This is a genomic window from Candidatus Phytoplasma ziziphi, from assembly GCF_003640545.1.
GTDB lineage: Bacteria > Bacillota_I > Bacilli_A > Acholeplasmatales > Acholeplasmataceae > Phytoplasma > Phytoplasma ziziphi.
In genome coordinates, this window is the sequence record NZ_CP025121.1 from 494161 (window position 1) to 517457 (window position 23297).

The 23297-nt window shown below is 22.0% G+C and carries 15 protein-coding genes and 1 pseudogene; 5 read left to right on the plus strand and 11 right to left on the minus strand.

Features of this window, described 5'->3' with window-relative positions:
- Window positions 1-158: 158 nt before the first annotated feature.
- The 3 genes from CWO85_RS02500 to ftsH are packed head-to-tail and all read left to right on the plus strand — an operon-like array spanning window position 159 to window position 4068.
- Window positions 159-1070 (plus strand): periplasmic substrate-binding domain-containing protein, encoded by a 912-nt coding sequence (locus CWO85_RS02500; protein WP_121464070.1) that lies wholly within the window; start codon window positions 159-161, stop codon window positions 1068-1070.
- A gap of 45 nt (window positions 1071-1115) precedes the next feature.
- Window positions 1116-2267: a periplasmic substrate-binding domain-containing protein gene (locus tag CWO85_RS02505; RefSeq protein ID WP_161554985.1), complete on the plus strand. Its 1152-nt coding sequence runs from the start codon at window positions 1116-1118 to the stop codon at window positions 2265-2267.
- On the plus strand, window positions 2254-4068 hold the full coding sequence (gene ftsH, locus CWO85_RS02510; RefSeq protein WP_420885399.1) for an ATP-dependent zinc metalloprotease FtsH: 1815 nt from the start codon (window positions 2254-2256) through the stop codon (window positions 4066-4068). Before CWO85_RS02505 ends, ftsH begins: the two co-directional genes overlap by 14 nt.
- Before the next feature lie 661 nt (window positions 4069-4729).
- Here the strand turns inward: ftsH and CWO85_RS02515 are convergent.
- From CWO85_RS02515 to CWO85_RS03880, 6 genes and pseudogenes are all read right to left on the minus strand, one after another.
- Window positions 4730-5650 carry a hypothetical protein gene (locus tag CWO85_RS02515; protein WP_121464072.1) on the minus strand — a complete coding sequence of 307 codons (921 nt, stop codon included), beginning with the start codon at window positions 5648-5650 and terminating at the stop codon, window positions 4730-4732.
- A 49-nt stretch (window positions 5651-5699) separates the two neighbouring features.
- A complete protein-coding gene (locus CWO85_RS02520; RefSeq protein ID WP_121464073.1) occupies window positions 5700-6296 on the minus strand; it encodes a hypothetical protein in 597 nt (198 codons plus the stop codon).
- Window positions 6297-6823: 527 nt separating this feature from the next.
- The gene (locus tag CWO85_RS02525; RefSeq protein ID WP_121464074.1) at window positions 6824-7132 is read right to left on the minus strand and encodes a hypothetical protein; all 309 of its coding nucleotides are present in this window, start codon (window positions 7130-7132) and stop codon (window positions 6824-6826) included.
- 609 nt (window positions 7133-7741) lie between these two features.
- Window positions 7742-8125 (minus strand): hypothetical protein, encoded by a 384-nt coding sequence (locus tag CWO85_RS02530; RefSeq protein ID WP_121464075.1) that lies wholly within the window; start codon window positions 8123-8125, stop codon window positions 7742-7744.
- 97 nt (window positions 8126-8222) lie between these two features.
- A complete protein-coding gene (locus CWO85_RS03875; protein ID WP_420885403.1) occupies window positions 8223-9041 on the minus strand; it encodes an AAA family ATPase in 819 nt (272 codons plus the stop codon).
- 45 nt (window positions 9042-9086) lie between these two features.
- Window positions 9087-10058 (minus strand): annotated as a pseudogene (locus tag CWO85_RS03880) (AAA family ATPase); the annotation flags it as partial.
- 1285 nt (window positions 10059-11343) lie between these two features.
- Here CWO85_RS03880 and CWO85_RS02540 point away from each other — a divergent pair.
- Window positions 11344-11979, plus strand: coding sequence for a hypothetical protein (locus CWO85_RS02540; protein ID WP_121464077.1), 636 nt, complete (start codon window positions 11344-11346; stop codon window positions 11977-11979).
- Window positions 11980-12765: 786 nt separating this feature from the next.
- Here CWO85_RS02540 and CWO85_RS02545 read toward each other — a convergent pair.
- The 5 genes from CWO85_RS02545 to CWO85_RS02570 all read right to left on the minus strand — a co-directional run bounded on the left by CWO85_RS02545 (window position 12766) and on the right by CWO85_RS02570 (window position 17978).
- Entirely contained in the window at window positions 12766-13086 is a 321-nt protein-coding gene (locus tag CWO85_RS02545) for a DUF2963 domain-containing protein (protein ID WP_121464078.1), read from the minus strand.
- Window positions 13034-13306, minus strand: coding sequence for a hypothetical protein (locus CWO85_RS02550; RefSeq protein ID WP_152031104.1), 273 nt, complete (start codon window positions 13304-13306; stop codon window positions 13034-13036). Before CWO85_RS02550 ends, CWO85_RS02545 begins: the two co-directional genes overlap by 53 nt.
- Before the next feature lie 38 nt (window positions 13307-13344).
- Entirely contained in the window at window positions 13345-15375 is a 2031-nt protein-coding gene (locus CWO85_RS02555) for an AAA family ATPase (protein WP_121464080.1), read from the minus strand.
- Between the two features lie 971 nt (window positions 15376-16346).
- Window positions 16347-16715, minus strand: a complete 369-nt coding sequence (locus CWO85_RS02560) for a hypothetical protein (protein WP_121464081.1) — start codon at window positions 16713-16715, stop codon at window positions 16347-16349.
- A gap of 786 nt (window positions 16716-17501) precedes the next feature.
- Window positions 17502-17978, minus strand: coding sequence for a hypothetical protein (locus tag CWO85_RS02570; RefSeq protein WP_121464083.1), 477 nt, complete (start codon window positions 17976-17978; stop codon window positions 17502-17504).
- Between the two features lie 2553 nt (window positions 17979-20531).
- On the opposite strand from CWO85_RS02570, the gene CWO85_RS02580 reads away from it, so the two are divergent.
- On the plus strand, window positions 20532-22763 hold the full coding sequence (locus CWO85_RS02580; protein WP_121464085.1) for a hypothetical protein: 2232 nt from the start codon (window positions 20532-20534) through the stop codon (window positions 22761-22763).
- The last annotated feature ends 534 nt before the right edge of the window (window positions 22764-23297 follow it).

Sequence of the window (23297 nt, forward strand, 5' to 3'; positions counted from 1 at the left end):
ATTAACTTTCGTTTAAAAAGTTAATCTTTTTTTGTTTTATCTATTTTTTTATCTATCTAATAAGTAATATTTGTTTTTTTTTTTTTTTCTATATAATAAAATTAATTTAATTTTAATTTTTTTAAAAAAAATTAAAAGAAGGAAAAAGGAATTAAGTAATGGTATGGCAACTATTTTATAATAAAAACAAAAAAATAATTATTTTAGCATTCATAATATTATTAATATTAATAAGTGCAGGTATTTTATTTGGGCTTATTCTAAAAACCAATTCAGAAAAAAAAGATAATTCGAGTGAAACTTTAGAAAATATAAATCCTGTTATAATTGATAATTCATATACAAAAGCAATCCCTCACAATCAAGAAATAAGCGATTTAAAATATTTTACTACTCTCTCACCATTACAAAAAGAAATGCTTTGGTTAATGAAAGAAAATTTTATTACATTAACGACTGATTGGGATAAATCTATACAAGAAAAAAAAGCAAAATATAAAAATGATTTTCGTCAAGTTTTTCAAGACAACCAATTAAAACCTGTTTTAAAACCTTCGTATTCATTAGGGTTATTAGGAGAATTACCGAAAGACGAAAATGGGAAAATGCATGAAATCCGAGGATATGATAATTTTTATAAATTAAATGATAAATTATCTAAAAAATGGCATTTCACATTAAAACATAATTTAAAATTTGCCGATGGTAAAGATATTAATAATCAAGTAGTAATTTATTGTTTAAAAAAACAACAAGAAATAATGCGCTTATTATTAAGAGATGAAGATTGCAATAATTTAAAAGAAAATATAAAATTATTCCTTGATACAATTTTTATTCAGGATAACAATCCACTTGTGTTTACTTTATCTTATGAAAACCCAAAAACATTAAAATCTGTTATTACTTTATTAAACAATTGTATTTTATTTCCGAAATACAACTTTGAATCTGCTCAAGACAAGAACAACGTCGAACAAAATAATTATGGTACTAAAGATTATCCTTTTGTATCATATGGCCCTTACCAATTAAAAACAGAACAGGGTTATAATTCAGGACAAAATTAGATATTTATAAAAAATAATTATTTTCATAATAAAGAACAATTTCCTTTGGATAACGTTGTATTCAAAAAATTATCTGATGATCAAGAACAATATAATAAAGAAAAAGATAATTTGTTTAATGAAGGTAAAATAAACGAAATCAGGGTAAACATATCAGATATAAACAATAATATTCTAAAAAAAGAGAATTTATTAACTATGTATACTTCTGATCAATACTTTATTTTTTTCCAAAAAACTAATCCGGAAGAAGAAGAAAATGAGAATATAAAAAAACAAAAAGAGAAAAGTAATTTTTTCTTAAATGATCCAAGATTACGTAAAGCTTTATTTTTAAGTTTAAATCGTGATTTATTAGGTAAAAATGATTATTTCGGTTTGATACCAAGTTTTTCATTTGTTTCCGATGTAACTTTATTTACAGATTACGATTTTTTTAATCAACAAGATTTTCATCAACAAAATTTAGATAATTTAATAGAGATCGAACCAAATAAGAAACTCACAATGGATAATAATACAAAATTTTATCAACCAGAAAAAGCAAAAGAATTACTAAATGCAGTTAATCAAGATTTTGAACAAAAATTTTCTCAAAACGATCAACCTTTGATTATTAAAATCTTCACAGGTTATAATGATTCAGAAATAAAAGAAAAAAAATTAACCCAATTCATGATAAATAGTTGGAAAAATGTTTTTAACAAAGATAATATAAATTTCTTAGAAATCAATGATGGAGAATTTAATATATCTATCGATTTCGGTCCCTTCCAATTTATTAAAAACCCTAATAATATATTTACTTATATATTAGACGAGATTAAACTTCCAGACGGAAACAGTCGTGATTTTATTTTAACCAAACAAAAAAACAGAAATCATAATAATGATATTATTATTCAAATAGACCCAAATTATAATAATGATATTATTTTGATTGAACAAAAATTAAATATAAATGAATTAAAAGAAATATTAGACAAATTACAAAAAAAAATAGATCAACCTGATAATAATCAAAGATCTGTTGATTTATTAATATATTCAAATATTTTAAAACAATTAGAACAAAAAACTTTTGAAGAACTATTGTATTTACCTCTGGTTAAAGGAACAAAATATAAAATATATAGAAATTTAGAAAATGATTTTGTAAATTCATTTCTTTTGTGGAGATTAAATGATGATTGTTAACATATTTAAAAAAATAATTTTAAAAATTAAACAAAAAATATTTTTGTTAATGTTATATTTCTTATTAGGTTCCTTATTATTCATTATTTTATATAATTATTATAAAAATTATTATAATTTGCCGAAAGTAGAAAATGATTTTCACATATTAAATTATGATATCCATAAAAATAAAATAAAAAATATATTTTATCAACTTAAATATGATTTATTAAAAGGTGATTATTTATATATTAAAGTAACTCATAAAGATACAGCAGAATCTTATTATTGCAAAACTAACGCTGTATTTTATGATGCATTTTCCGTTTTAATAAGTAAAAAAATTCAAGAAAATCAATTAGCATTAAAAGATATAAATTCACCTCTTGATTCTGATATTTCGAAAACAATTTTATGTATATTTCAGTTTATTGGCGGATTATCTAACATTGTTTTTATGTTTTATATTTTTAATGCTATTAAAAATAGTTCAGGCCAACTCAACTCTAACCCTCTTATATCTTCGAAACAAAAATCTAGATTTACATTCAAAGATGTTGCTGGCAATGAAGAAGAAAAAGAAGAAATGAAAGAATTAATTGATTTCTTAAAAAAACCTAAAAAGTATGCTGCTGTAGGAGCTAAAATACCTAAAGGTATTTTATTAGAAGGCCCTCCTGGAACAGGTAAAACTTTATTAGCGAAAGCTTTAGCTGGAGAAGCAGGAGTTCCTTTTTATGCGGTTTCAGGTTCTGAATTTGTTGAAAAATATGTCGGTGTCGGTGCTTCTCGTGTCAGAGAATTATTTAAAGAAGCTAAGTATAACGCTCCTTGCATTCTTTTTATTGATGAAATAGATGTTTTAGGTGGTAAAAGAGGTGGTTTTTCAGGAGGATCTCAAGAAACAGATCAAACTCTTAACCAATTATTAACTGAAATGGATGGTTTTACTTCAACACAAGGAATCATTATCATCGGAGCTACTAATAGAGCGGATATGTTAGATTCAGCTTTATTAAGACCAGGAAGATTCGATCGCAAATTTATAGTTGGTCTACCTGATGTTAAAGCTAGAGAAGCTATTTTAAAAGTTCATGTTCGTAATAAAAATATTTCTCCTGATATTAATTTTAATCAATTAGCGAAACAAACTCCAGGTATGAGTGGAGCTCAATTAGAAGCTGTTTTAAATGAAGCTTCTATTTTAACAGTCAGAAATCAAAAAGAAATGATTACAATGGAAGAACTAGAAGAAGCGATTGATAGAGTACTTATGGGTCCAGCTAAAAAATCCATTAAATATACTGAAGAAGAAAGAAAAATGGTCGCTTACCATGAAGCTGGACACGCAGTCATTGGTTTAAAATTAGAACATGCTCAAAAAGTTCAAAAAATAACTATCATTCCAAGAGGTTCAGCAGGCGGTTATAACTTAATGTTACCTGAAAAAGAAACCTTCTTTTCTTCTAAAAAAAGAATGTTAGCAAATATCGTTTCTTATTTAGGAGGTAGAGTAGCTGAAGAATTAGTTTTTGATGATGTTTCCAATGGAGCTTATGATGACTTTAAACAAGCAACTAAAATAGCTCGTTTAATGGTTACTAAATATGGAATGAGTGATTTAGGAATTACTCAAGATTCAGAATTCTCTGATAAAAAAACGATTGATACAGAAATTAAAAAAATAATAGATCAATGTTATAAAGAATGTCAAAAAGTGATTAAAGAAAATAAATCTTTATTAGATAAAATAGTTGATTTATTATTAGAAAAAGAAACTATTAATAAAGAAGAGATAGAAAAATTAACAATTGTTTAAATATTTAATTAATAATAAAAAAAAAGAAACTTTTTAAAAGTTTCTTTTTTTTTATTATTAATTAGAAAAAATATATAATTTTTTACAAATAATTTTTTAAAAAATTAAATAATTATTATATAATTTAAAAATAAAATTTGAAAGAAAAATGTCTACCTTTGTTCCTTAATTGATTATATATCACGATATTTAGGCCTCTTTATTGTATTTATTTATGTTTGATTTTATATTTTTCATCTTTTTTAGCTCCTTTAATTTTTAATTTATTTATTTAAATAAAAAACCTTCGAAAGAGTCTTTGATGGATTCATTTTGTATTATTTTATTTTCATGGTTGTACTTGCTAAAAGTTTTTAAAGCACCGTCAATTTTGTATAAAATATATTCTTCTAGATGACCAGAATACTTGTGAAAACGAGAAATTGATTTTGCTCTATAAGAATCTTCATGAAATGATTTCCAATATTCTTTGTCATTCGTTTCTTTTTGTTGTTTTTGTTCATATTCTTGTCGATCTTTTTCTTGTTGTTTAGAAAAATCTTGTCGGTATTTTGTTTGTTGTTTAAAAAGAATATAGATTTCCCTATAAAAAAATTATTGGTATTAGAATTGGTGTTAAAATTGTAATTGTATCTCTAAATTATTGAATAATTATTTTTAATTAATTTTTTTTATTTAAACGAATTATTTCACATTCCGGATGAATGCCATTAATAAAAGTAAATATATAAATATTTTTTGCCCCATTAACATATTTTGATAAAAATTCTTCGAATTTTTCGAGAGAATCTATTTGTTGATTTGTAGGGAGTAATCTAATTCCGCCATCAAAATAAACAGCTCCCATTTTGTGTAATTTAGTTAAAGTAACTGATGGTAACTGTTTAACTAAACGAGAATCAGGAGTAGAGTTATAACAACCTAATTTAATTTCTTTTGGTTTTTCAGTGATGTCTGGTTCTTTGTTTAATAACCAATCATTAATAAAATCTTTTTTGCCTAAATCATTCAATATATGCGTAAACGGAACCGATTTTTTTGTTTTAATAATGGAATCATTTGCTGGAGTTTTTTTATTAATATCCCAAAAAACAAAAGCTTCTTCAATAGCGAATTCGTATTTTAAGAGATCATCGAGAGTATATTTATTATCATAGTTTTGATATGTTGTTCCCAAAGGATTATTATCTCTTTTTTTTAAATAAACACCTAATAAATCGTTTGGTGGGTCTTTAAAAATACTACTTAAACAAAACTGCCCAGCATCAGAAGTACTTGGATTATAACTTGGATTTTGGTTTGGTCTTGGATAAATGTTCTTATCAGGATAACCCAAATATTTCATTATTTTAGAAATATCATCTTTTGAATTAAGATAAATATCGGTTCTTTTCATCTTAGGTTGATCAGCTAACTCTTTTTGAATTCGACCATCTAATAATTTAATAGGTGTTTCAATTTCATAACGAAAATAAGAAACAGCAAAAACAGAATATAAAAGATAAGCAAAAATAAAACATAAAAGAATAGTAAATAAAAAGATAATAATAATTTTAAATATAGGTTTAGTTAATTTGAACATATTTTATTAACACCTCCTACTCCTTTATGTTTTTGCTATTTCATTGTTGTTATTTAAGTTGGTTTGTTGTAATATCTGCTTTTCCTTCTGGGAAAGAATTACCATTTGTATCAACTAATTCGTATGTAATCTTTAAATCTAATTTAGGGTCGTTTTGTGAATTTGGGATAATTTGATTTTGTTCGAGTGCTATTTGTATTTCCATTTCTGTTTTATTTGCTTCCCATTTAACTTTATCTTTATTATATTCAGTATTATTAATTTTTATTGAAAGATTGAAATATTTTTCAGGTTCTGTAAAAGTATTATGAGTAACACAAGAATTAGTTATTTTTAAATATACATCTTTGTTATCAAAAGCGCTAATGTTTTTTAATTCAGCTTTGTGTGTAACTTCCATTTTATGAACATATTTGTTTGTGTTAAAATTAGGAATAAGAGTTGGTAAAAGAATTTTGGCAATGTCAGTTCTTTTTGTTTCTTTAACTTCAAAAACAGCAATTCCATCTTTTCCCGGTAATTTCGTTGGTATTGACATTTCTTTCTTGAAATAACCAGTTGCAGCCAAAATAAAAACAATAGAACAACATAAAATGGTAAAAAGTGATAAAATAGTAAAAATTTTATTTTTAATTTGAATTTTCATAATTATTTTCCTTCTTAGGATATTTTTTTGAAATGTATATTTTCTTTTTCTTTATGATCTTTATAAACAAAAGTAATAAATTAAAAAAAGAATTAAATAATATTGTTTTCTTTTAATTGAAATTAATTTTATTTTTTTAAATTTTTTTTAATAAATTATGTAATTTGTTTATCTTTAACAATGTTTACATCTTTAGAATTGTCATTAACAAAAGCTTTTGTCATAACAACCATTAGTTCTCAAGCTTTAAATTTTAATTTTTCAGATACTTCATTATAAAGAGGATTTTAAAAAAACTACATTTAGTTTGTGTTTTTGAAAATCTTTGATTGTATATTTAAAATAATTTCCTTATATTAACAGTTGTATGTCGCCACATATCATTGATAAATCTTTTGTTTTAAATTTTTTCATCTATACCACGGATTTAAAAAAATATCCGTATTTTGAATATTAATTAATAAACAGTTGTTGTTTTTGGATGCCATATTGACAAAATATATTGAACAACATGAATCATATTTATCTTAAAATTCACTAATTTTATCTTTGATTTTTTTATCTTTAACTTTAAAAAAATAAAAAAACAAAGGAGCGAAAATAAGAATAAAAATATGTAAATGTGCATCTGCATCCTTAAAAATATAAAATTTTAAAGCTTTCCAAAAATTGAAAGATTCTTCTTTTTTTGTCAAATTATGATACATTTCCATAAAAATATATATTCTAAAAAGAAAATAAAAAATTAAAATAGAATAATATGAAAAAATAATTATTTTTTGTGTTTTGGAAAATATTTTTTTATTTTCTTGAGATAATTTATCAAAATTAATCAATTTTTTACTTTCCTCCTTACTAACTATTAATTAATATCATTTACAAATTATAAACAAAAAAAAAAAAAAACAATTTTAACATTCAGTTGTTTTATAAAGTATCCGATTAATTTTTATAATAAAAAAATAATCTTTTTTTATAAAAAAATATCTTTACTTATAATAATTAAAATTATTATAAGTAAAGATGAAAAAATATTTGAAATCATTATGTTTATAGATAATTATCTTATTTTATAATTTTAGATATTTTTTTTATTTAAAATTTTTTTATATAAAAAAATTTTTTTTATTTAAAAAAAGAATAGAATAAATTTTTAAATAAATTATAAAAAATAATATAAATTTAAAAATTATTGATTTAGTAAAAAAAATTTTACTGTTATGTTTTGGATAAAATTTTATAGTCATAAATTCAAACATGTTTAAGATTATTACAGTTGGTTAGGCGAAAGTGTTCTTAAAGTTTAGATACTTTTTATTTTTTTTAAAATACTTTATACAAGAAAAAAATTATTTTAGTTTTTTAATAATAAAAAAAAGACTCACTAATAGGTCAGTCTTAAAGATTGTTTAAAAAAATAAAAGTTTTTAAGGTTTTCAAATATCTTAATATTGCGGATTTTGTGGCGGATAAGGGGGATATTGTTGTTTGCGAAAAAAAATTTTTTCATCTTTTTTACCTCCAAAAGAAATTAAACCAGAAAGTAAAATTACAACTATATAACTTAGATATATTTTTTTGGAGTGTTTTTGTTCCCAATCATCATCTACTTCTTCTGGATCTAGTAGATTTATTCGGACTTCTTTTTCGCCATATAAAATTACTTTTTTCGCTAATTTCCATTTGTCTGTTTTTGAATATCCAAATTCTGGATTATTGCTTAATTTGATAAAATGAATTATTCTACCATTTAACGGCCATAAAAACAATATCCAAAAAATAAAAGATATAATTCTTGTGAAACTAAATTTTATAGAAAAATTTCTCATTTTATCAAAACACCTTTTTTTATTAATTAATATTATTTATAATTATAAACAAAAAAAATTTTTTTGTTTAATAAAAAAATTTCTCATAAAAATTTAATCAAGAAATATTTTCATTTATTCTCAAACGATACGCAGTTTTAATATCTTTGATGTTGATGCGATCTCTAGGCGGTGTTTCTTTTGTTCTTTCTAAAATAAAAGTATTAACTGACTCATCTAATATACTAGTTAAAATACGATTGGCTTTTTGGTAATCTGGTAATTTTTCTAATGCTTGATTAACATCGTTTAATAAATATTCTTTTGCTTCTTCGCTGTATGGATTGTTTCTTTTTTTAATCATGGATTCTAAGAATTGTTTACGTTCATCTAAGTTTCCTGGTTTTACTTCAATTTTGTAAGTAAAACGAGATTTAATAGCTTCGTCGATTTTTTCAATATGGTTGGTGGCTCCGATGATAAAAATAGGTTTTTTCGGGTCGTTGTCAATACTTGACATTTGGACTTTAAATTCATTAATGATATTAACAGTTTCGGAAGTATTTCTAGATTGATCATTGACTAAACTTTTAAAAACTTCTTCGCATTCGTCAATGAAAATGATTGCTCCTCCGGATTTTTGAGCTTCTTGTCTCGCGGTAATAAATAAATCACGAACTAACTGTGGCGCTTCACCAACTATTCCTTTTGAAAATTGAGATGCGGTTGTGTTAAAGAATGGTAAATTCGCTTCTTTGGCTAATGCTTGTGCGAAAGTAGTTTTACCAGTTCCGGGAACTCCGTATAATAAAATACCAGTGGGAATTTTAAATTCACCGACATTTGAAATTTCTTTGACGTTCTTCAACAAAGTTAAAAAACGATCTGCGGCAGCTCGTTCGTCTTTAAATCCAATTAATTTATCAAATGATGGCATTTTAGTTAAGTCCGTTTTTAGAAAATCTTCCTTATTAACATTTTTACTAGTATCTTGTGCAAAAATGATTTTGTATGCTTGTTTTAAATCTTCGGAATTAATTTCTTGTCTTTTATTACCATCAGTTCCTCTGTTTTGAGCGAAGATATTAGCCGTAGTTTTTAAAAGGTTTTCTAAAGTACGATTGGCTTTTAAAAATTCTTTCTTCTTAGGTAAGGTTTCTAAAGATTCGTTGATTTCTTCGAATAAATATTTTTTCGCTTCTTCGCTGTATGGGTTTTTTCTTTTGTCAATCATAAATTCTAAGAATTGTTCACGTTCTGTTTTATTACCTGGTTTTACTTCAATGTTGTAAGGGAAACGAGATTTAATAGCTTCGTCGATTTTTTCAATATGGTTGGTGGCTCCGATGATAAAAATAGGTTTTTCAAGATTATTATTAATAGATGTCATTTCGGTTTTAAATTGGTTAACCACGTTGGCCACTTCCGATTCAGCCCTTAAGTCTCCTAAATTAGTAAAGATGGTTTCACATTCATCTAAGAAAATGATGGCGCCTTTATTTTGTGCAGCTATTTTTCTTGCTGATTCAAATAAATCTCTAACCATTTGAGGTGCCATACCTTTATATGCTTGAGAGAATGAGGAACTACTTACTTCAAAGAAAGGTAAATCAGTTTCTTTGGCTAAGGCACGAGCTAAGGTGGTTTTTCCTGTTCCAGGACAACCATACATTAAAATACCAAGTGGCGCTTCCACTTCACCAATTCCTTTGTAGTTATCTTTATTTTTAAAATAATCTATAAATCCTTCTGTTGCTTTTAATTCATCTTTAAAACCAATTAGTTGCTTAAAAGATAAAAATTTTTGAGAATCAGATGGTTTAAATAATAATTCTTTTTCTTTTGTTGATTTTGATTCTTTGGAATCAGGTCCTGATTTGTTATTTTTTATTTCTTCTTTGAATGCATTTTCTAATTTATTTTGAATTTGTTGCATTTGTTGCATTTGTTGCATTTGTTCTAATTGTGTTTGTTTATCGATTTGATATCTTAATCTTTCGTCATTTAGTTGTATTTTTCGGTTTAATTCTTCATTTTGTTTATCAATTATTTTCAGCAACTCTTGTTTATCAAGTGATTCTTGATCAATAGGTTTCGGATTTGAATAAAAATGATGCAAACAAACACCAGCGCCCATAGATAATATAATGCATATAAAAACGATAATAACAAACATCGATTTTTGTTTTAATATCACTGAATCATCATATAATTTTCCCATAGTTGTTTTAACTCTTTCTTTTGTATTTATTTGTTTTGTTATTTCTTTGTATTTAATATAGACTATAAAAAAATTTTATTATTGAATAAAATGGATTATACGTAATTTCAATGTATAAATATTTCTATTGTGATTATAAAACAAAAAAAAAAAAAAAACAATTTTAACATTCAGTTTTTTTTATAAGGTATCCAATTAATTTTTATAATAATAAAATAATCTTTTTTTATAAAAAAAATATCTTTGCTTATAATAATTTTTTATTATTATAAGCAAAGATAATGTTTAAAATAAATTAGATATTTAATATTAATTTTGTTTTAATACTTTATTAAATAAGATAATTTATCGTTTTTTTGTTGTCTTTTACTTAATATAAATTAATATAATAAAATTTTTATTATTCAGTAAATATCATAAAAATATAATTATCTTATTTTATTATTTTAGATATTTTTTTATTTAAAATTAATTGATTTAGTATAAAAAAATTCAATTTTATACTGTTTCGTTTTTGATAAAATTTTATAGTCATAAATTCAACCGTGTTTAAGATTATTACAGTTGATTAGTTTTTTTAAGAAGCATTTGAAAACTTTAAACACTTTTGTTTTTTTTAATAATAAAAAAAGACTAACTAATAGTTAGTCTTTAATTTACAATCGACTAAAAAACAAGAAATTATATTCCTGAACATGAGCCATTTACTGAAAAAAAATTAAAGAAACTCATTATACTGAAAAACCAATTAAATCAACTGTTTTCAAATACGACATAAAAACAATACACTTCATTAATGAAATACGATCAATCTAATGAAAAATTAATTAAAAAAACTGTATTCCAAGATAACCGAAAAACAAAAATTATTAGTTAAAAAGTATATATAAGTTGTTTTTATTTTTTTATGTTAAAATTATTATATAAAATAATAATAAAATAAAATTTATTATTTTAAAAGTTAAAAAGAATTCTTTTTAACTTAAATAAATTTAAGGGAAGGCGCAGGCAACCATAAATGCCAATAAATTTAAATAAAAAAACAATAAATTTAAAAAATTTATTATTTTTATCTATTTTATTTATTTTATCTATTTTAATGATTTTAAATGTTTCATTTATTAAAGCAAATCCACAATTATCTACTGTTTTAAGCGGAGATAAATTAAAATTAGGTGAAATTGCAAATAATACAAAAGAAGAAATTAAAAAAGCAGTTAAAGTAAAAGATACTTCATTAAACGATAAAACAATAAAAGTTGAAGTCATAGAAGCAACTAAAGCTAAAGTTACAGTTGATGGTTACGATGGAGACGTAGAAGTTACTTTTACTGTTAAAGCAGTAGAAAAAGCTAAATTAAGTACTGTTTTAACGACTAAAGAATTAGGTGAAATTAAAAATACAAAAGAAGCTGTTAAAGAAGCAGTTGAAGAAAAAAATACAGGATTAAAAGGCAAAAATCTTACAGTAACATTAACAGAAGGCAAAAACGAAGCTAAAATTACATCTACTGATTTCGATGGTGAAGAAACAGTTACTTTTACTCCAAAACCATTTTATAAAACAACATGGTTCTGGGTAACATTCTCAATTTTAACAATTGCATCAATAGGCGGAGTTTTTGTTTACAAAAACAATAAAGCATCTAAATAAAAAAGACTTTTAATTCTTTTTTTTAAATTTTTAATTTTGTAAAACATATTAAAATGACAAATGATAAAATTTATTATTAAAAAAATTTAAACCAAATTGTTTATAAAAAATAAACAGTTTGGTTTTTTTATTTAAAAAAATAAAATTAAATAAAAAAATACTATCAAAAAATAAATTTTAAATCTTAATTATAAATTAATTAATATAATAAAAATAAAAAAATTTTTATTATATTAATTAATTTATCAAAACAAAAATATTACAAATGATAAAATATTTATATATTTGTATTGAAATTTTCTTATTTTTAGCTTCTATTTACTATAGTTATAATAAAATACCTAGTTTTATTTTAATTTTTTTTAAAAAAAAGAAAAGAAAGATAAATGAAATTTAATTTATCTTAAAATAATACATTTCAAAAATATCTTTTCAAGATAAAAATAAATCTTTGGATTGAATTTAAATAATATGTTGTTATAAAAAAACTTTAAATAATTTTTATCTTAATATTTCATTTCTTTCTCAAAATGTTTTTAGAAAGAAATGAAATTATTTTAGTTTTTTAATAATAAAAAAAAGACTAACTAATAGTTAGTCTTAAAGATTTTTTAAAAAGTAAAAAGTGTTTAAAGTTTTGAAATATCTTAATATTGTGGTGGATAAAGGGGATATTGTTGTTTTTAAAAAACAATTTTTTTCATTTTTGTTGAGTGTTTTTGATTTCATTATAATTTGAGAGTTAATTGTTGGTTTAAATTATTCTTTTGGTTCATCTGGTTTTGTTTAATTTCTTGTAAATTTGTCTATTGTTTTAATGTTTCCGTTCTCGTCATAGTTTGTTTGAGACGTTGGACCATTTTCATCAAAAAATTTAGTTGACTTAACTTTATTATTCGAGACATCATCATAATGTTCCGTGTTTTTAAATATATACCCATTGTCATTGTATTCGGATATTGCTTGAATATTACCATTTGGATAGTGATTTGTTTGTTTTATTTTGTTTTCGTTTTCGTTATATTTAACACTATTCTTAATAATCCCTGTGTTGTCATTTACATACATACCATGTTGTTTTTCTTTTTTTATTATTATTAAATTCATCTGTATGAGTTAGTGTTCCATAGTTGAAAAATTGAATTTGTTGAATAGTTTCATCTGAATTATAGGTTGTTTTTGTCTTTAATCTAGGTATTAAAGGTCTGTGTACTAAATCGTTATATATACTAAGACCACAATAATATTCTTTGATTAACTCAGCTTGTTTGTTTATTACACTATCATCCGGTGGGTTTGGGTTTTTATTATTTTCAAATTCGTACATCAAACTAATTTTGTTGTTAGAGTATTTTGTTTTTTTAATTAACAAATTTTCGTTTTCGTCTCCGTTATATTCTTTAATTTCTTTAATTTTGCCATCGAAAATTCATGTTCTTTGATTTTTTTCCCTTCTTCATTAAATTCATGTATAGATGCGATTTCCCTGTTATCATAGTAATTCTTGTTTTTAATTCTTTTCCTTTCTTCATTAAATTCATCAATAGATTTAATTTCGCCATTTGGAAAGTATTCTGTTGTTTTGATTAAATAATTATTTTCATTGTACTCTTCAATCGATTTAACAGTCTTGTCATCTGGACCATAAGTTGTTTTTTTAGTTATTATTGGTTTTTCATTTATAAGTTTATCTTTTCTCCATTCAATATATTGATCTACACATTGTTGACGATAAGCTAAGACTTCTTCTTCTGTTTTACTAATACCTAACTTTCCGTTTAAAGCTTCATCTAAATCAGAAGGTAGTATAACTTCATGATCTGGGTTCGCATGATAATTTAATACATAACGATCGTATGCGCTTGTTAACATGTCAACCCATTGACGATTAGCTAAGAAAATTTTTTTCTGATTAAAAGCTTTTGTGACTAAATTTTCTAAATGATTAACAGCGTGATAACTTAATCTATATTTGTTTTGTATTGCGAACCATTGTAAAAAACCAGGAATTTCTTGTTTTTCAAAGCTATCAATTTTAATTTTCTGGCCGAAACGACTTACTAAAGCAGGATCTACTTTATTTAAAAAATTAGTAGCGCCAAATAATATAATTTTTTTCTTTGAACTGTTAATACCTTCTACACGTGATAATATATTTCCTATAATTGTGTTTTGTTCGGTAGCAACAGTAGAAGTTTCATTGTTACGAGCGGGCAACCCGTCAATTTCATCAATAAAAATAATGGTTTTGTCATGTCTTTCAGCTTCTCGCCAAACCGCTTCTACTGCTTCAGACCCTTCACCAATATATCTTTTAGAAAATTTAGAAGGTTCAAAAGCAATATAATGAGCGCCTGTTTCTCCACTTAGAGCTGTTAAAAGATGAGTTTTCCCTGTTCCAGGTGGCCCATGTAATAAAATCCCTTTTGGGGTCTTTGCGCTTTGACCTAAAATATATTTTTTTTCATCACCTTTTAAATGATTAATAATAGTTTCAAATTGCCTTTTTTCATTTTGCATACCATAGACATCTTTAAATGTTTTTTTCTTATCTGTTATTGGCTTATTATCAACAATTTCATTTAACCTTTGAATAAAAAAATGTTCTTGTTTTAATAAAAATAATTTATACGCCAATAATTTTTTTTCTTCTTCATTGTTTGTTGTTGGGTTTAACAATTTTGTAACGTGGTTTTGTTCCTGTTTATTGAATTTTACAGCCTCATTTAAAGCTTTTTTTTCTTTTTCAAGTTGTTCTGAAATATTCTGTTTTTCCAAATATTTCTTTTTTTGTTCTGGTGTTAATCTTACTACATCCGTTTTATTTATGTTTTCTTTCAGTTTCGTTATTGTTTCTTGTAACGGTTCAATTTGTTCTTGCGTTTTTTGTTCTATTTGTTCGTTTGAATTTTTATTTTCTTCTTCTATTTTATTTCTTTCATCAGGCGACATTGTTTTATTTTGTAGTTCTTTTTGATTTTCTGCATGAGCTTTTTGTAAATCAGTTAGTTCCTTTATATACTTTATTAAAAGATCATTTTGATTATTAAATTCTTCTTTTTTATTTTTTTCATCAGGCGATATTGTTTTGTTTTGTAGTTCTTTTTGATTGTTTGCTAGGTCTGTTTGTAAATCAGTTAGTTTATTTATATACTCTGTTAGATAATCTTTTGAAAAATCATTTTGGTTACTAACCTTTTCTGTTTTGTTTGTTGTTGTTGTTTGTTCTTTTGTTTCTAATTTTTTTAGCCTTTGTTCTATCAAAGATAAAACTTCTTGATTTCCTGTATTATTAACAACAGGTTTTTTGATTAAACCATAATAAAGACAAAGTCCTGTAATTAAACCCAATAACAAAGCTACCCAAATAAAATAAATTTTTTTAACGAGAGACATAACGACCTCTTTTCTTTTTTTTATTATTCATTAATATTTGTATTGTTTTCATTTTCGTTTACATTTTGTTGTTGTGTTTCGTTTGTATCATCAGGTTTTTTTAATTGTTTGCATTATGTGTCATAACTGTATTATCTTTTTGTGGCGGATCCTGAAGAATTTTTGAAAGTAATGCAAAAGCAGGAGCAAAAATTAGCGCAAAAGATGCCACCTACACCACAACAAAAACCTAATATAATTAACCCTATAATAAACGCAATTATACTTAAACATTCTTCTCACTTTTTGGCAATTTTACATGTATTGGCGAAAACATCATAAAAGCAATTTAATATAGACTATAAAAAAAATTTTATTATTGAATAAAATGGATTATACGTAATTTCAATGTATATATATTTCTATTGTGATTATAAAACAAAAAAAAAAAAAAATTTAACATTCAGTTTTTTTATAAGGTATCCAATTAATTTTTATAATGATAGAATAATTTTTTTTATAAAAAAATATCTTTGCTTATAATAAGTAAAAATTATTATAAGCAAAGATAATGTTTAAAATAAATTAGATATTTAATATTGATTTTGTTTTAATACTTTATTAAATAAGATAATTTATCGTTTTTTTGTTCGAATTTAATTAATATAAAATAATATAATAAAAATTTTTATTATTTTTATTATTCAGTAAATATCATGAAAATATAATTATCTTATTTTATTATTTTAGATATTTTTTTTATTTAAAATTAATTGATTTAGTATAAAAAAATTTAATTTTATACTGTTTTGTTTTTGATAAAAATTTATAGTCATAAATTCAACCATGTTTAAGATTATGACAGTTGGTGAGGTGGAAGTGTTCTAAAAGTTTAGACACTTTTTGTTTGTTTTAATAAAAAAAAAGATTAACTAATAGTTAGTCTTAAAGATTTTTTAAAAAATAAAAAGTGTTTAAAGTTTTGAAATATCTTAATATTGGGGATTTTGTGGTGGATAAGGATTTTGTGGTGGATAAGGGGGATATTGAAAAGCATTTTTATCTGTTTTACCCCCGAAACAAATTAAACCAGAAAGCAGAATTACAACTATATAACTTAGACATATTTTTTTTGAGTGTTTCACTTCCCATTTAGAACTTGCTTTTAACGCTAATGACGCTAATTTCGTGTCTTCTAATATTCCAATATCGTTATTTGATAATGCGTAATCTTGGAATTCTTTAACATTATTTAATCTTATATAATGAATTATTAAGACATCTAGTATCCACAAAAACAGTGTTAAAAAAATAAAAGATATAATTCTTTTAAAACTAAATTTTATATCAAAATTTCTCATTTTATAAAAACATTCTTTTTTGTATTTATTACTACTAATTATTAATTAATATCATTTAAAAATTATAAACAAAAAAAAAAAAAAACAATTTTAATATTCAGTTTTTTTTATAAGATATCAAATTAATTTTTATAATGATTAGAATAATCTTTTTATAAATAATTATCTTTACTTATATTTTCGTAAATACCTAAGAACAGATTTTCTTTTAATAATAATTTTTGTTTTCATATTAAACCTATCATCATATTTGTTTTCCATTTTGTCTGTAAATTCAATTTCAAAAGATAAATTTTTTTATATTTGTTATATGTTAAACATATAACAAAAAGAATAATATTCCAAATTAAAAAATAAATTATTGGATTCGTTTTTTATTATTCATATTCTTAAGTCCTTGTAAAATTTGCTTTTATTATGTTAAATGATGAATTATTATCTATTTTTATATATAAAAAATGAAGTATTTTTTGAATTATATAATTTTTAAGATAAATTATCAATTTTCTTGATTCTAGCAAATACACAAATAATTAAAAAGATTTTTTTATTGAATAACTCTTTAAAAATAGAAATCATTAATCTATTATCCTAAAATCCTAATCATTCGGTTATTTATTTTTGGGAGTAAATAAAAATTTAATAAATTTTTTTAAACCAGAAACAATTTTAAAAAAATCATCTACAATACAGAAAATCAAAGGCAAATAACCTATTAACATGATAAAAAGAAAAATATAGGTCGTGTTAGAAAAGAAAACTTTATATCTATTTAATAAAAAAAAATTATTTTTTCTCCTCATATTCGCCAGATAAAATCAATATTCCAGGAATTAAAAAATAAATCAAACAAATGCAACCGACAATTTTTCTAGTGGAATTGCTAGCTTTTCCTTTGAATATTTTAGTCAAACAAATTATCAATGGGATGGTAAGTATCATGAAAGGGATGGTAAGTATCATGAAAATCATTAATATAGAAGGTATAATTGCCAATACACAACCCACCTTAATCATTGCATCCACGTTTTTTTGTTCCAAAGGTGGTAGATATTGTGGATTTTGTCCATATGGTGGATTATTTGGTTTTTGTCCATATGGTGGATATTGCGGATTTTGTTGATTTTGTGGTGGATATTGTGGATTTTGTCCATATGGTGGATTATTTGGTTGTTGTCCATATGGTGGATTATTTGGTTGTTGTCCATATGGTGGATTATATTTTTTATCTTTCATTTTATTATTATTTTTTTTATTTTTCATAATATTATTCTATCCTCTATATAATTTTTTAATTTTTTTAATTTATAAAGTTTACCATTAAACATGAATAAATTATACGCTTTTTGAGTTTTTTGTCTATTACGTATGATACCCCATCCAAACCATGCGAGCAAATTTTCAAGCATACTACTTTTCATGATAGCTCTATAATAAACGATCACAAGTAGAATTATTAAATTAAATCAAAAATACAATAGCTAACGTTGAATTAAATGCTGACGAACTTATTTAAAAAGTACCACTTTTTAAATAAGTTGGTTTTTTTGCATTTGTTTTTTTACTTTTTTTTAATTTTCTATTTTGTAATCTCGCGACTAATAACTCTTTTTTTAAATCTTTTGTCATTGTTATTTCGTTAATTTTTTTTATTTATTAATTAAAAATTTAAAAAAATTTTTAAATTAAGTTTTAATATTAATAAAAATACTTTTAATTATTAACTTTAATTTTGATCCCTTTTTTTTCTTTATTTATTATTACTAATTATTAATTAATATCATTTACAAATTATAAACAAAAAAAAAAAAAAAACAATTTTAACATTCAGTTCTTTTATAAAGTATCCAATTAATTTTTATAATAATAAAATAATCTTTTTTTTATAAAAAAATATCTTTAATTATAATAATTAAAAATTATTATAATTAAAGATAAAAAATTAAAAGGCTTATGAATAAGTCAAATATTATTTTTTTTAGAAAGTGTATCATACCAAAATAAAAAATTTATCAAATTTGGATAAATTATTTAAGATCATTTAATTAAATTCAGAAAAGAAATAACTTTACTTATAATAATTTTTTATTACTATAAATAAAGATAAAAAATTAAAAGGCTTATGAATAAGTCAAATATTATTTTTTTTAGAAAGTGTATCATACCAAAATAAAAAATTTATCAAATTTTGATAAATTATTTAAGATCATTTAATTAAATTCAGAAAAAAATATCTTTAATTATAATAATTTTTTATTACTATAATTAAAGATAAAAAGAAATAAAACAAAGAAAGTAGAAATTAAACAATGAAAAGAGCGGCCATAAAAACTGAACAGTCATCATTAATTTTCATTATGATAATTTTTTTATTATCAATAAAAAAAATCAAAATAAGGTCTAAAAGCGGTTTAATATCAAATATGTTTGTATATATAGGATATTTATTAAATATTAGTTCGCTTTTGTTTGATATCAATCAAAAACATAAAATTTTTACTGTTTTTAAGTTTAAATATTAAAAAAATATTTTTTTTAATTATAAAAAATAAAATGGTTTACATAATATACATTATAGGAAGCAATTGATTAACAAAAAAGACCTAAAAATAGTATTTTTTATTTTAATTTTTTTTATAAAATAAAAATTTTATTTTTTTCGATATTTACCGAATAATAAAAATATAAAAATTTTTATTATATCGATTTATATTAGGTAAAATTTAACAAAAAAATGACATTTATGTAATAGTAAAGTGTTAAAAAGAAATTAATATTAAAATGATTTCAAATATTATTTTTTTATCTTTACTTATAATAATTTTTTATTATTATAAGTAAAGATAATTATTATAAAAAATTTATTAAATCAATTTATATTAATTAAAAGCGAACCAAAAAAATGATATTTGAATGATATTCTATATATACAAACGTAATTGATAACGCGTATTGAACCGCTTTTAGACCTTATTTTAATTTTTTTACTGATAATAAAACAATTATCATAATGAAAATTAATGATGACTATTTCATTTAGAAATCCATTTAGCTTTTATAGTCATATACCTTCCATTAATCAATATCTTCTTTTTTTACCTTATTTATTTTTATCTTTATTTATAGTAATAAAAAATTATTATAAGTAAAGTTATTTCTTTTCTGGAGTCTAATTAAATGATCTTAAATAAGTTATCCAAATGTGATAAAGGTATGATACACTTTCTAAAAAAATAATATTTGACTTATTCATAAGTCTTTTTAATTTTTCATCTTTAATCATAATAATTAAAAATTATTATAATTAAAGTTATTTATTTATAAAAAAGATTATTTTATCATTATAAAAATTGATTCGAACCCATTTTTTTCGACTATTAAAAATTAAATAAACGGATTTATTTATTTTTTTAATTAATACATAATTTGTTTTTAATTAAGTTTATTTAAATTTTAATAGTCTATTTTTTAGTGGGTAACCATATCAGAAACATTTGTCTTTTTAATCTATTTTCAATAAATTTTCCGATAAATAACAAAAATATAATAAAGATTAAAATTAATATTTATTTGTCTTCATATTATAAATATGCTAAAATGTTATATAATAATTGGTTATTGTTATGTTTAAGATCAAAAAGTTTGAGATGAGTGTCAAAAAAAAATCATAATTTAAGATAAATTTTTTTAATTTAAATATTAAAAAAATAATTTTATCACATATTTTTTTTAAGAAAAAAATATCATTAAATGATTTAGCAAAGAGAATTTAAAAAAATGAGAAAATCTTAATAGAAAAAGAGAAAAATATATAAAGTGAAAAATATTATAAAATTGTTGGTTAAAACAGAAGTTCCGAATATAAAAGAAAATATTAAAACAAATATTATTAAACATTTAAAAATACATCAAGAAGATTGTTATTATTATTTTAAAAAAATGATTAAAGCTGATAACAAAATTTTTTATGCAGAAATCAAAATGTCAAATCGAGATATTAAAATATTTTTTTCAATCAATAAGGACAGACAAAAAAGTATTATCGGGTTTAAATTTTGTATAGAACTCGACAACTTAAAGTTAAAATTTTTAAATGATGAATATCAATTTGAAGAAGAAATATATGTAAATATTTATAAAGATAACAATAATAAAACCTGTAAAAAAGATCAAGAACAAGAGATTAATTATAATAGAAATATTATTATTACTTTTATAAAATCAGTAAGATCAATATTAGACAATCAAACAGAAAATACTTCAATAAGCGCTTTATCAACAATGCTTTCTTGGCCAGAACTTTGTTATAATATTCAAAACATAGATGCAAAGAATAAAAGTGAAGAACATTATAAAGAATTTTTGAAAGATATAGAAAAAAAATATCTAAATAAAGACATTAAAAATATTAAAAAAGAAGAAGATAGTTTTTTTTCAAAAAACTTGTTATATCAATTAAGATGTGATTTATATCACGGCAATCAAAATATTTCTCATTATAATTTACTTTATAATGTTCAAAATGACAATGATTCGAAAGAAAATATAAAATTACCTTTCGAAATAAGTAATGAATTAAAGGAAATAACACAAAAAGTTACAAACAAACGATCTTATTTTAATTATTATAAACGGATTAAATATTGTTTAGAACAAATTCATAATTTTGAATTAAAAGATAATGAAAAAGATAAAGATATAGTTGAATTAAAAAATAATATAGAACAATTGACATTATTACAATGTAAAGAAAAAAAGTTTCTTGATGCACAACAAACATTACTAGATAATCAAAAAAACTTAAATGAATTTTTAAACAATAACGACAAGCAAAACAAATCAACATATTTTCTCTATTTGGTAAAAGCTTTTATCGACATTTCAAAAGAGCAATTAAACTATATTAAAGAAAATATTTCAAAATGCACAGAATGTCAAGAATATTTTAAAAAATATCTTCAAACATATTATGAAACCTTTAAAAATGACGCCTTAAAGGATTTAAAAAATAAAGGTTTTGGTTTTATATGTAGATATAATTATATAATAGAAAAATTTCTTTTTTTAGTAATACAACATCCTTCTCAGAAGTGCCAATTTCAGAAAAAGATAAATGAAAATATAAATACAACAAATAAACAAAAAAATAAACAAACAATTGTAGAAAATATTTGTAAAGATATAAAAGAACAAATCAATAATAAATTTTTTATTTCTTGGAAGAATGATATGATTATATATAAACTTATGAAAGAAATTTTTCAAAAAAAATATAAAGAAGTAGAAAAAGAGCAAAAAGAAAAAATTAAAAAGTGTGAGAAAATTTTTGTTGAAGATATAGATAATTATAAGAACATATGTTCTGAAATACGGAATATAATATCAAATAGCAAAAAAACGTATCAAAAACAAATGCCTTATTATAATATTCTTCTAAATATAGATTTTGATATTAAAAATTCAAAAAAAATTGAAGAAATTAAAAAAATTAAAAATGAAATTCTCAAAATATATAGAAATCATGAATGTAAATATGAAAATTGTTTATATATGGATGAAAAAAATACGAAAAAGAAGAGGGAAGATATCAATATTAATTTTCTTGTAGAATCTTATTTTGATGAAAAATGTTCTGAAAAACATAAAAAATTAATAAAGAAAGTCTTAAACAAATCCAAAACTATGACCACTAATTTAATCTTAAAAAAAATAGAAACAATAGAAAATAATAATGATGTATCACAAATCGATTCTAAATTATTGGAGATAGAATTATTGAAAAAATTAAGTGATTTGGAAAAAGGTGCAGAAAAAAATCTTAAGTCGAACAAATCTAAAAAAATATATTCTTTTTTACAATTATTTACTAACAAAAATGATAAGGGAGAAATGGTGTTAAACTTACCAATAATAAATATTAATATAAGAAATTTATTTTATTTTTTTTATAATTTTTTATTCCCGAAAACGAGTAAAAACGAATCGCCTTGGTTTGAAAAAAATCATGAAAATATTTTATTATATGATTTACAAATTAAAAAAGATTAATCAAAATGATTTATTTTTAAAAACTCCTATTTTTTTATATATCACCATTTTTCAAGAGATAATAAAAATTTTTGTTCATTTTGGATTTTTTCGTAAATATCTAAAAATATTTTTTGATTTAAGAATAATTTTTTTGTTTTCATATTAAACCTATAATCATATTTATTTTCCATTTTGTCTGTAAATTCAATTTCAAAAAAGGTAAATTTTCTATTGTTGTTATCTTGTTTATGTAATCTAATTTTGAAAATTATAAATGTTTTTAAGATTTTAAAACATTCTTTTAATATATAAATTTTTGTGTTGTAATTTATCAATTTATTTTTTGTTTTTTCGCTCCTTTGTTTCCGAGTTTTGACAATAAAAAAAATCAAACTCAATTTTTAGTTTGATTTTAGGTATTAATTTTGATTATTACGTTTTTTCGAGTTAAAGAAAAAAAATAAAAAACTCTTCATTTTTTTCTTATCCTATATGTTTTTTTACAAAAAATATAGGATTTTTCTTTATATGAAATATTTTCTTTTAGTTATT

Bases quoted from the DNA above. Each gene is read 5' to 3' on its own strand.
- CWO85_RS02500 (WP_121464070.1), top strand. From the start codon at position 159: ATGGTATGGCAACTATTTTATAATAAAAACAAAAAAATAATTATTTTA.
- ftsH (WP_420885399.1), top strand. From the start codon at position 2,254: ATGATGATTGTTAACATATTTAAAAAAATAATTTTAAAAATTAAACAA.
- CWO85_RS02515 (WP_121464072.1), bottom strand. From the start codon at position 5,650: ATGTTCAAATTAACTAAACCTATATTTAAAATTATTATTATCTTTTTA.
- CWO85_RS02520 (WP_121464073.1), bottom strand. From the start codon at position 6,296: ATGAAAATTCAAATTAAAAATAAAATTTTTACTATTTTATCACTTTTT.
- CWO85_RS02530 (WP_121464075.1), bottom strand. From the start codon at position 8,125: ATGAGAAATTTTTCTATAAAATTTAGTTTCACAAGAATTATATCTTTT.
- CWO85_RS03875 (WP_420885403.1), bottom strand. From the start codon at position 9,041: ATGCCATCATTTGATAAATTAATTGGATTTAAAGACGAACGAGCTGCC.
- CWO85_RS02540 (WP_121464077.1), top strand. From the start codon at position 11,344: ATGCCAATAAATTTAAATAAAAAAACAATAAATTTAAAAAATTTATTA.
- CWO85_RS02545 (WP_121464078.1), bottom strand. From the start codon at position 13,086: ATGAATTTAATAATAATAAAAAAAGAAAAACAACATGGTATGTATGTA.
- CWO85_RS02550 (WP_152031104.1), bottom strand. From the start codon at position 13,306: ATGTACGAATTTGAAAATAATAAAAACCCAAACCCACCGGATGATAGT.
- CWO85_RS02555 (WP_121464080.1), bottom strand. From the start codon at position 15,375: ATGTCTCTCGTTAAAAAAATTTATTTTATTTGGGTAGCTTTGTTATTG.
- CWO85_RS02560 (WP_121464081.1), bottom strand. From the start codon at position 16,715: ATGAGAAATTTTGATATAAAATTTAGTTTTAAAAGAATTATATCTTTT.
- CWO85_RS02570 (WP_121464083.1), bottom strand. From the start codon at position 17,978: ATGAAAAATAAAAAAAATAATAATAAAATGAAAGATAAAAAATATAAT.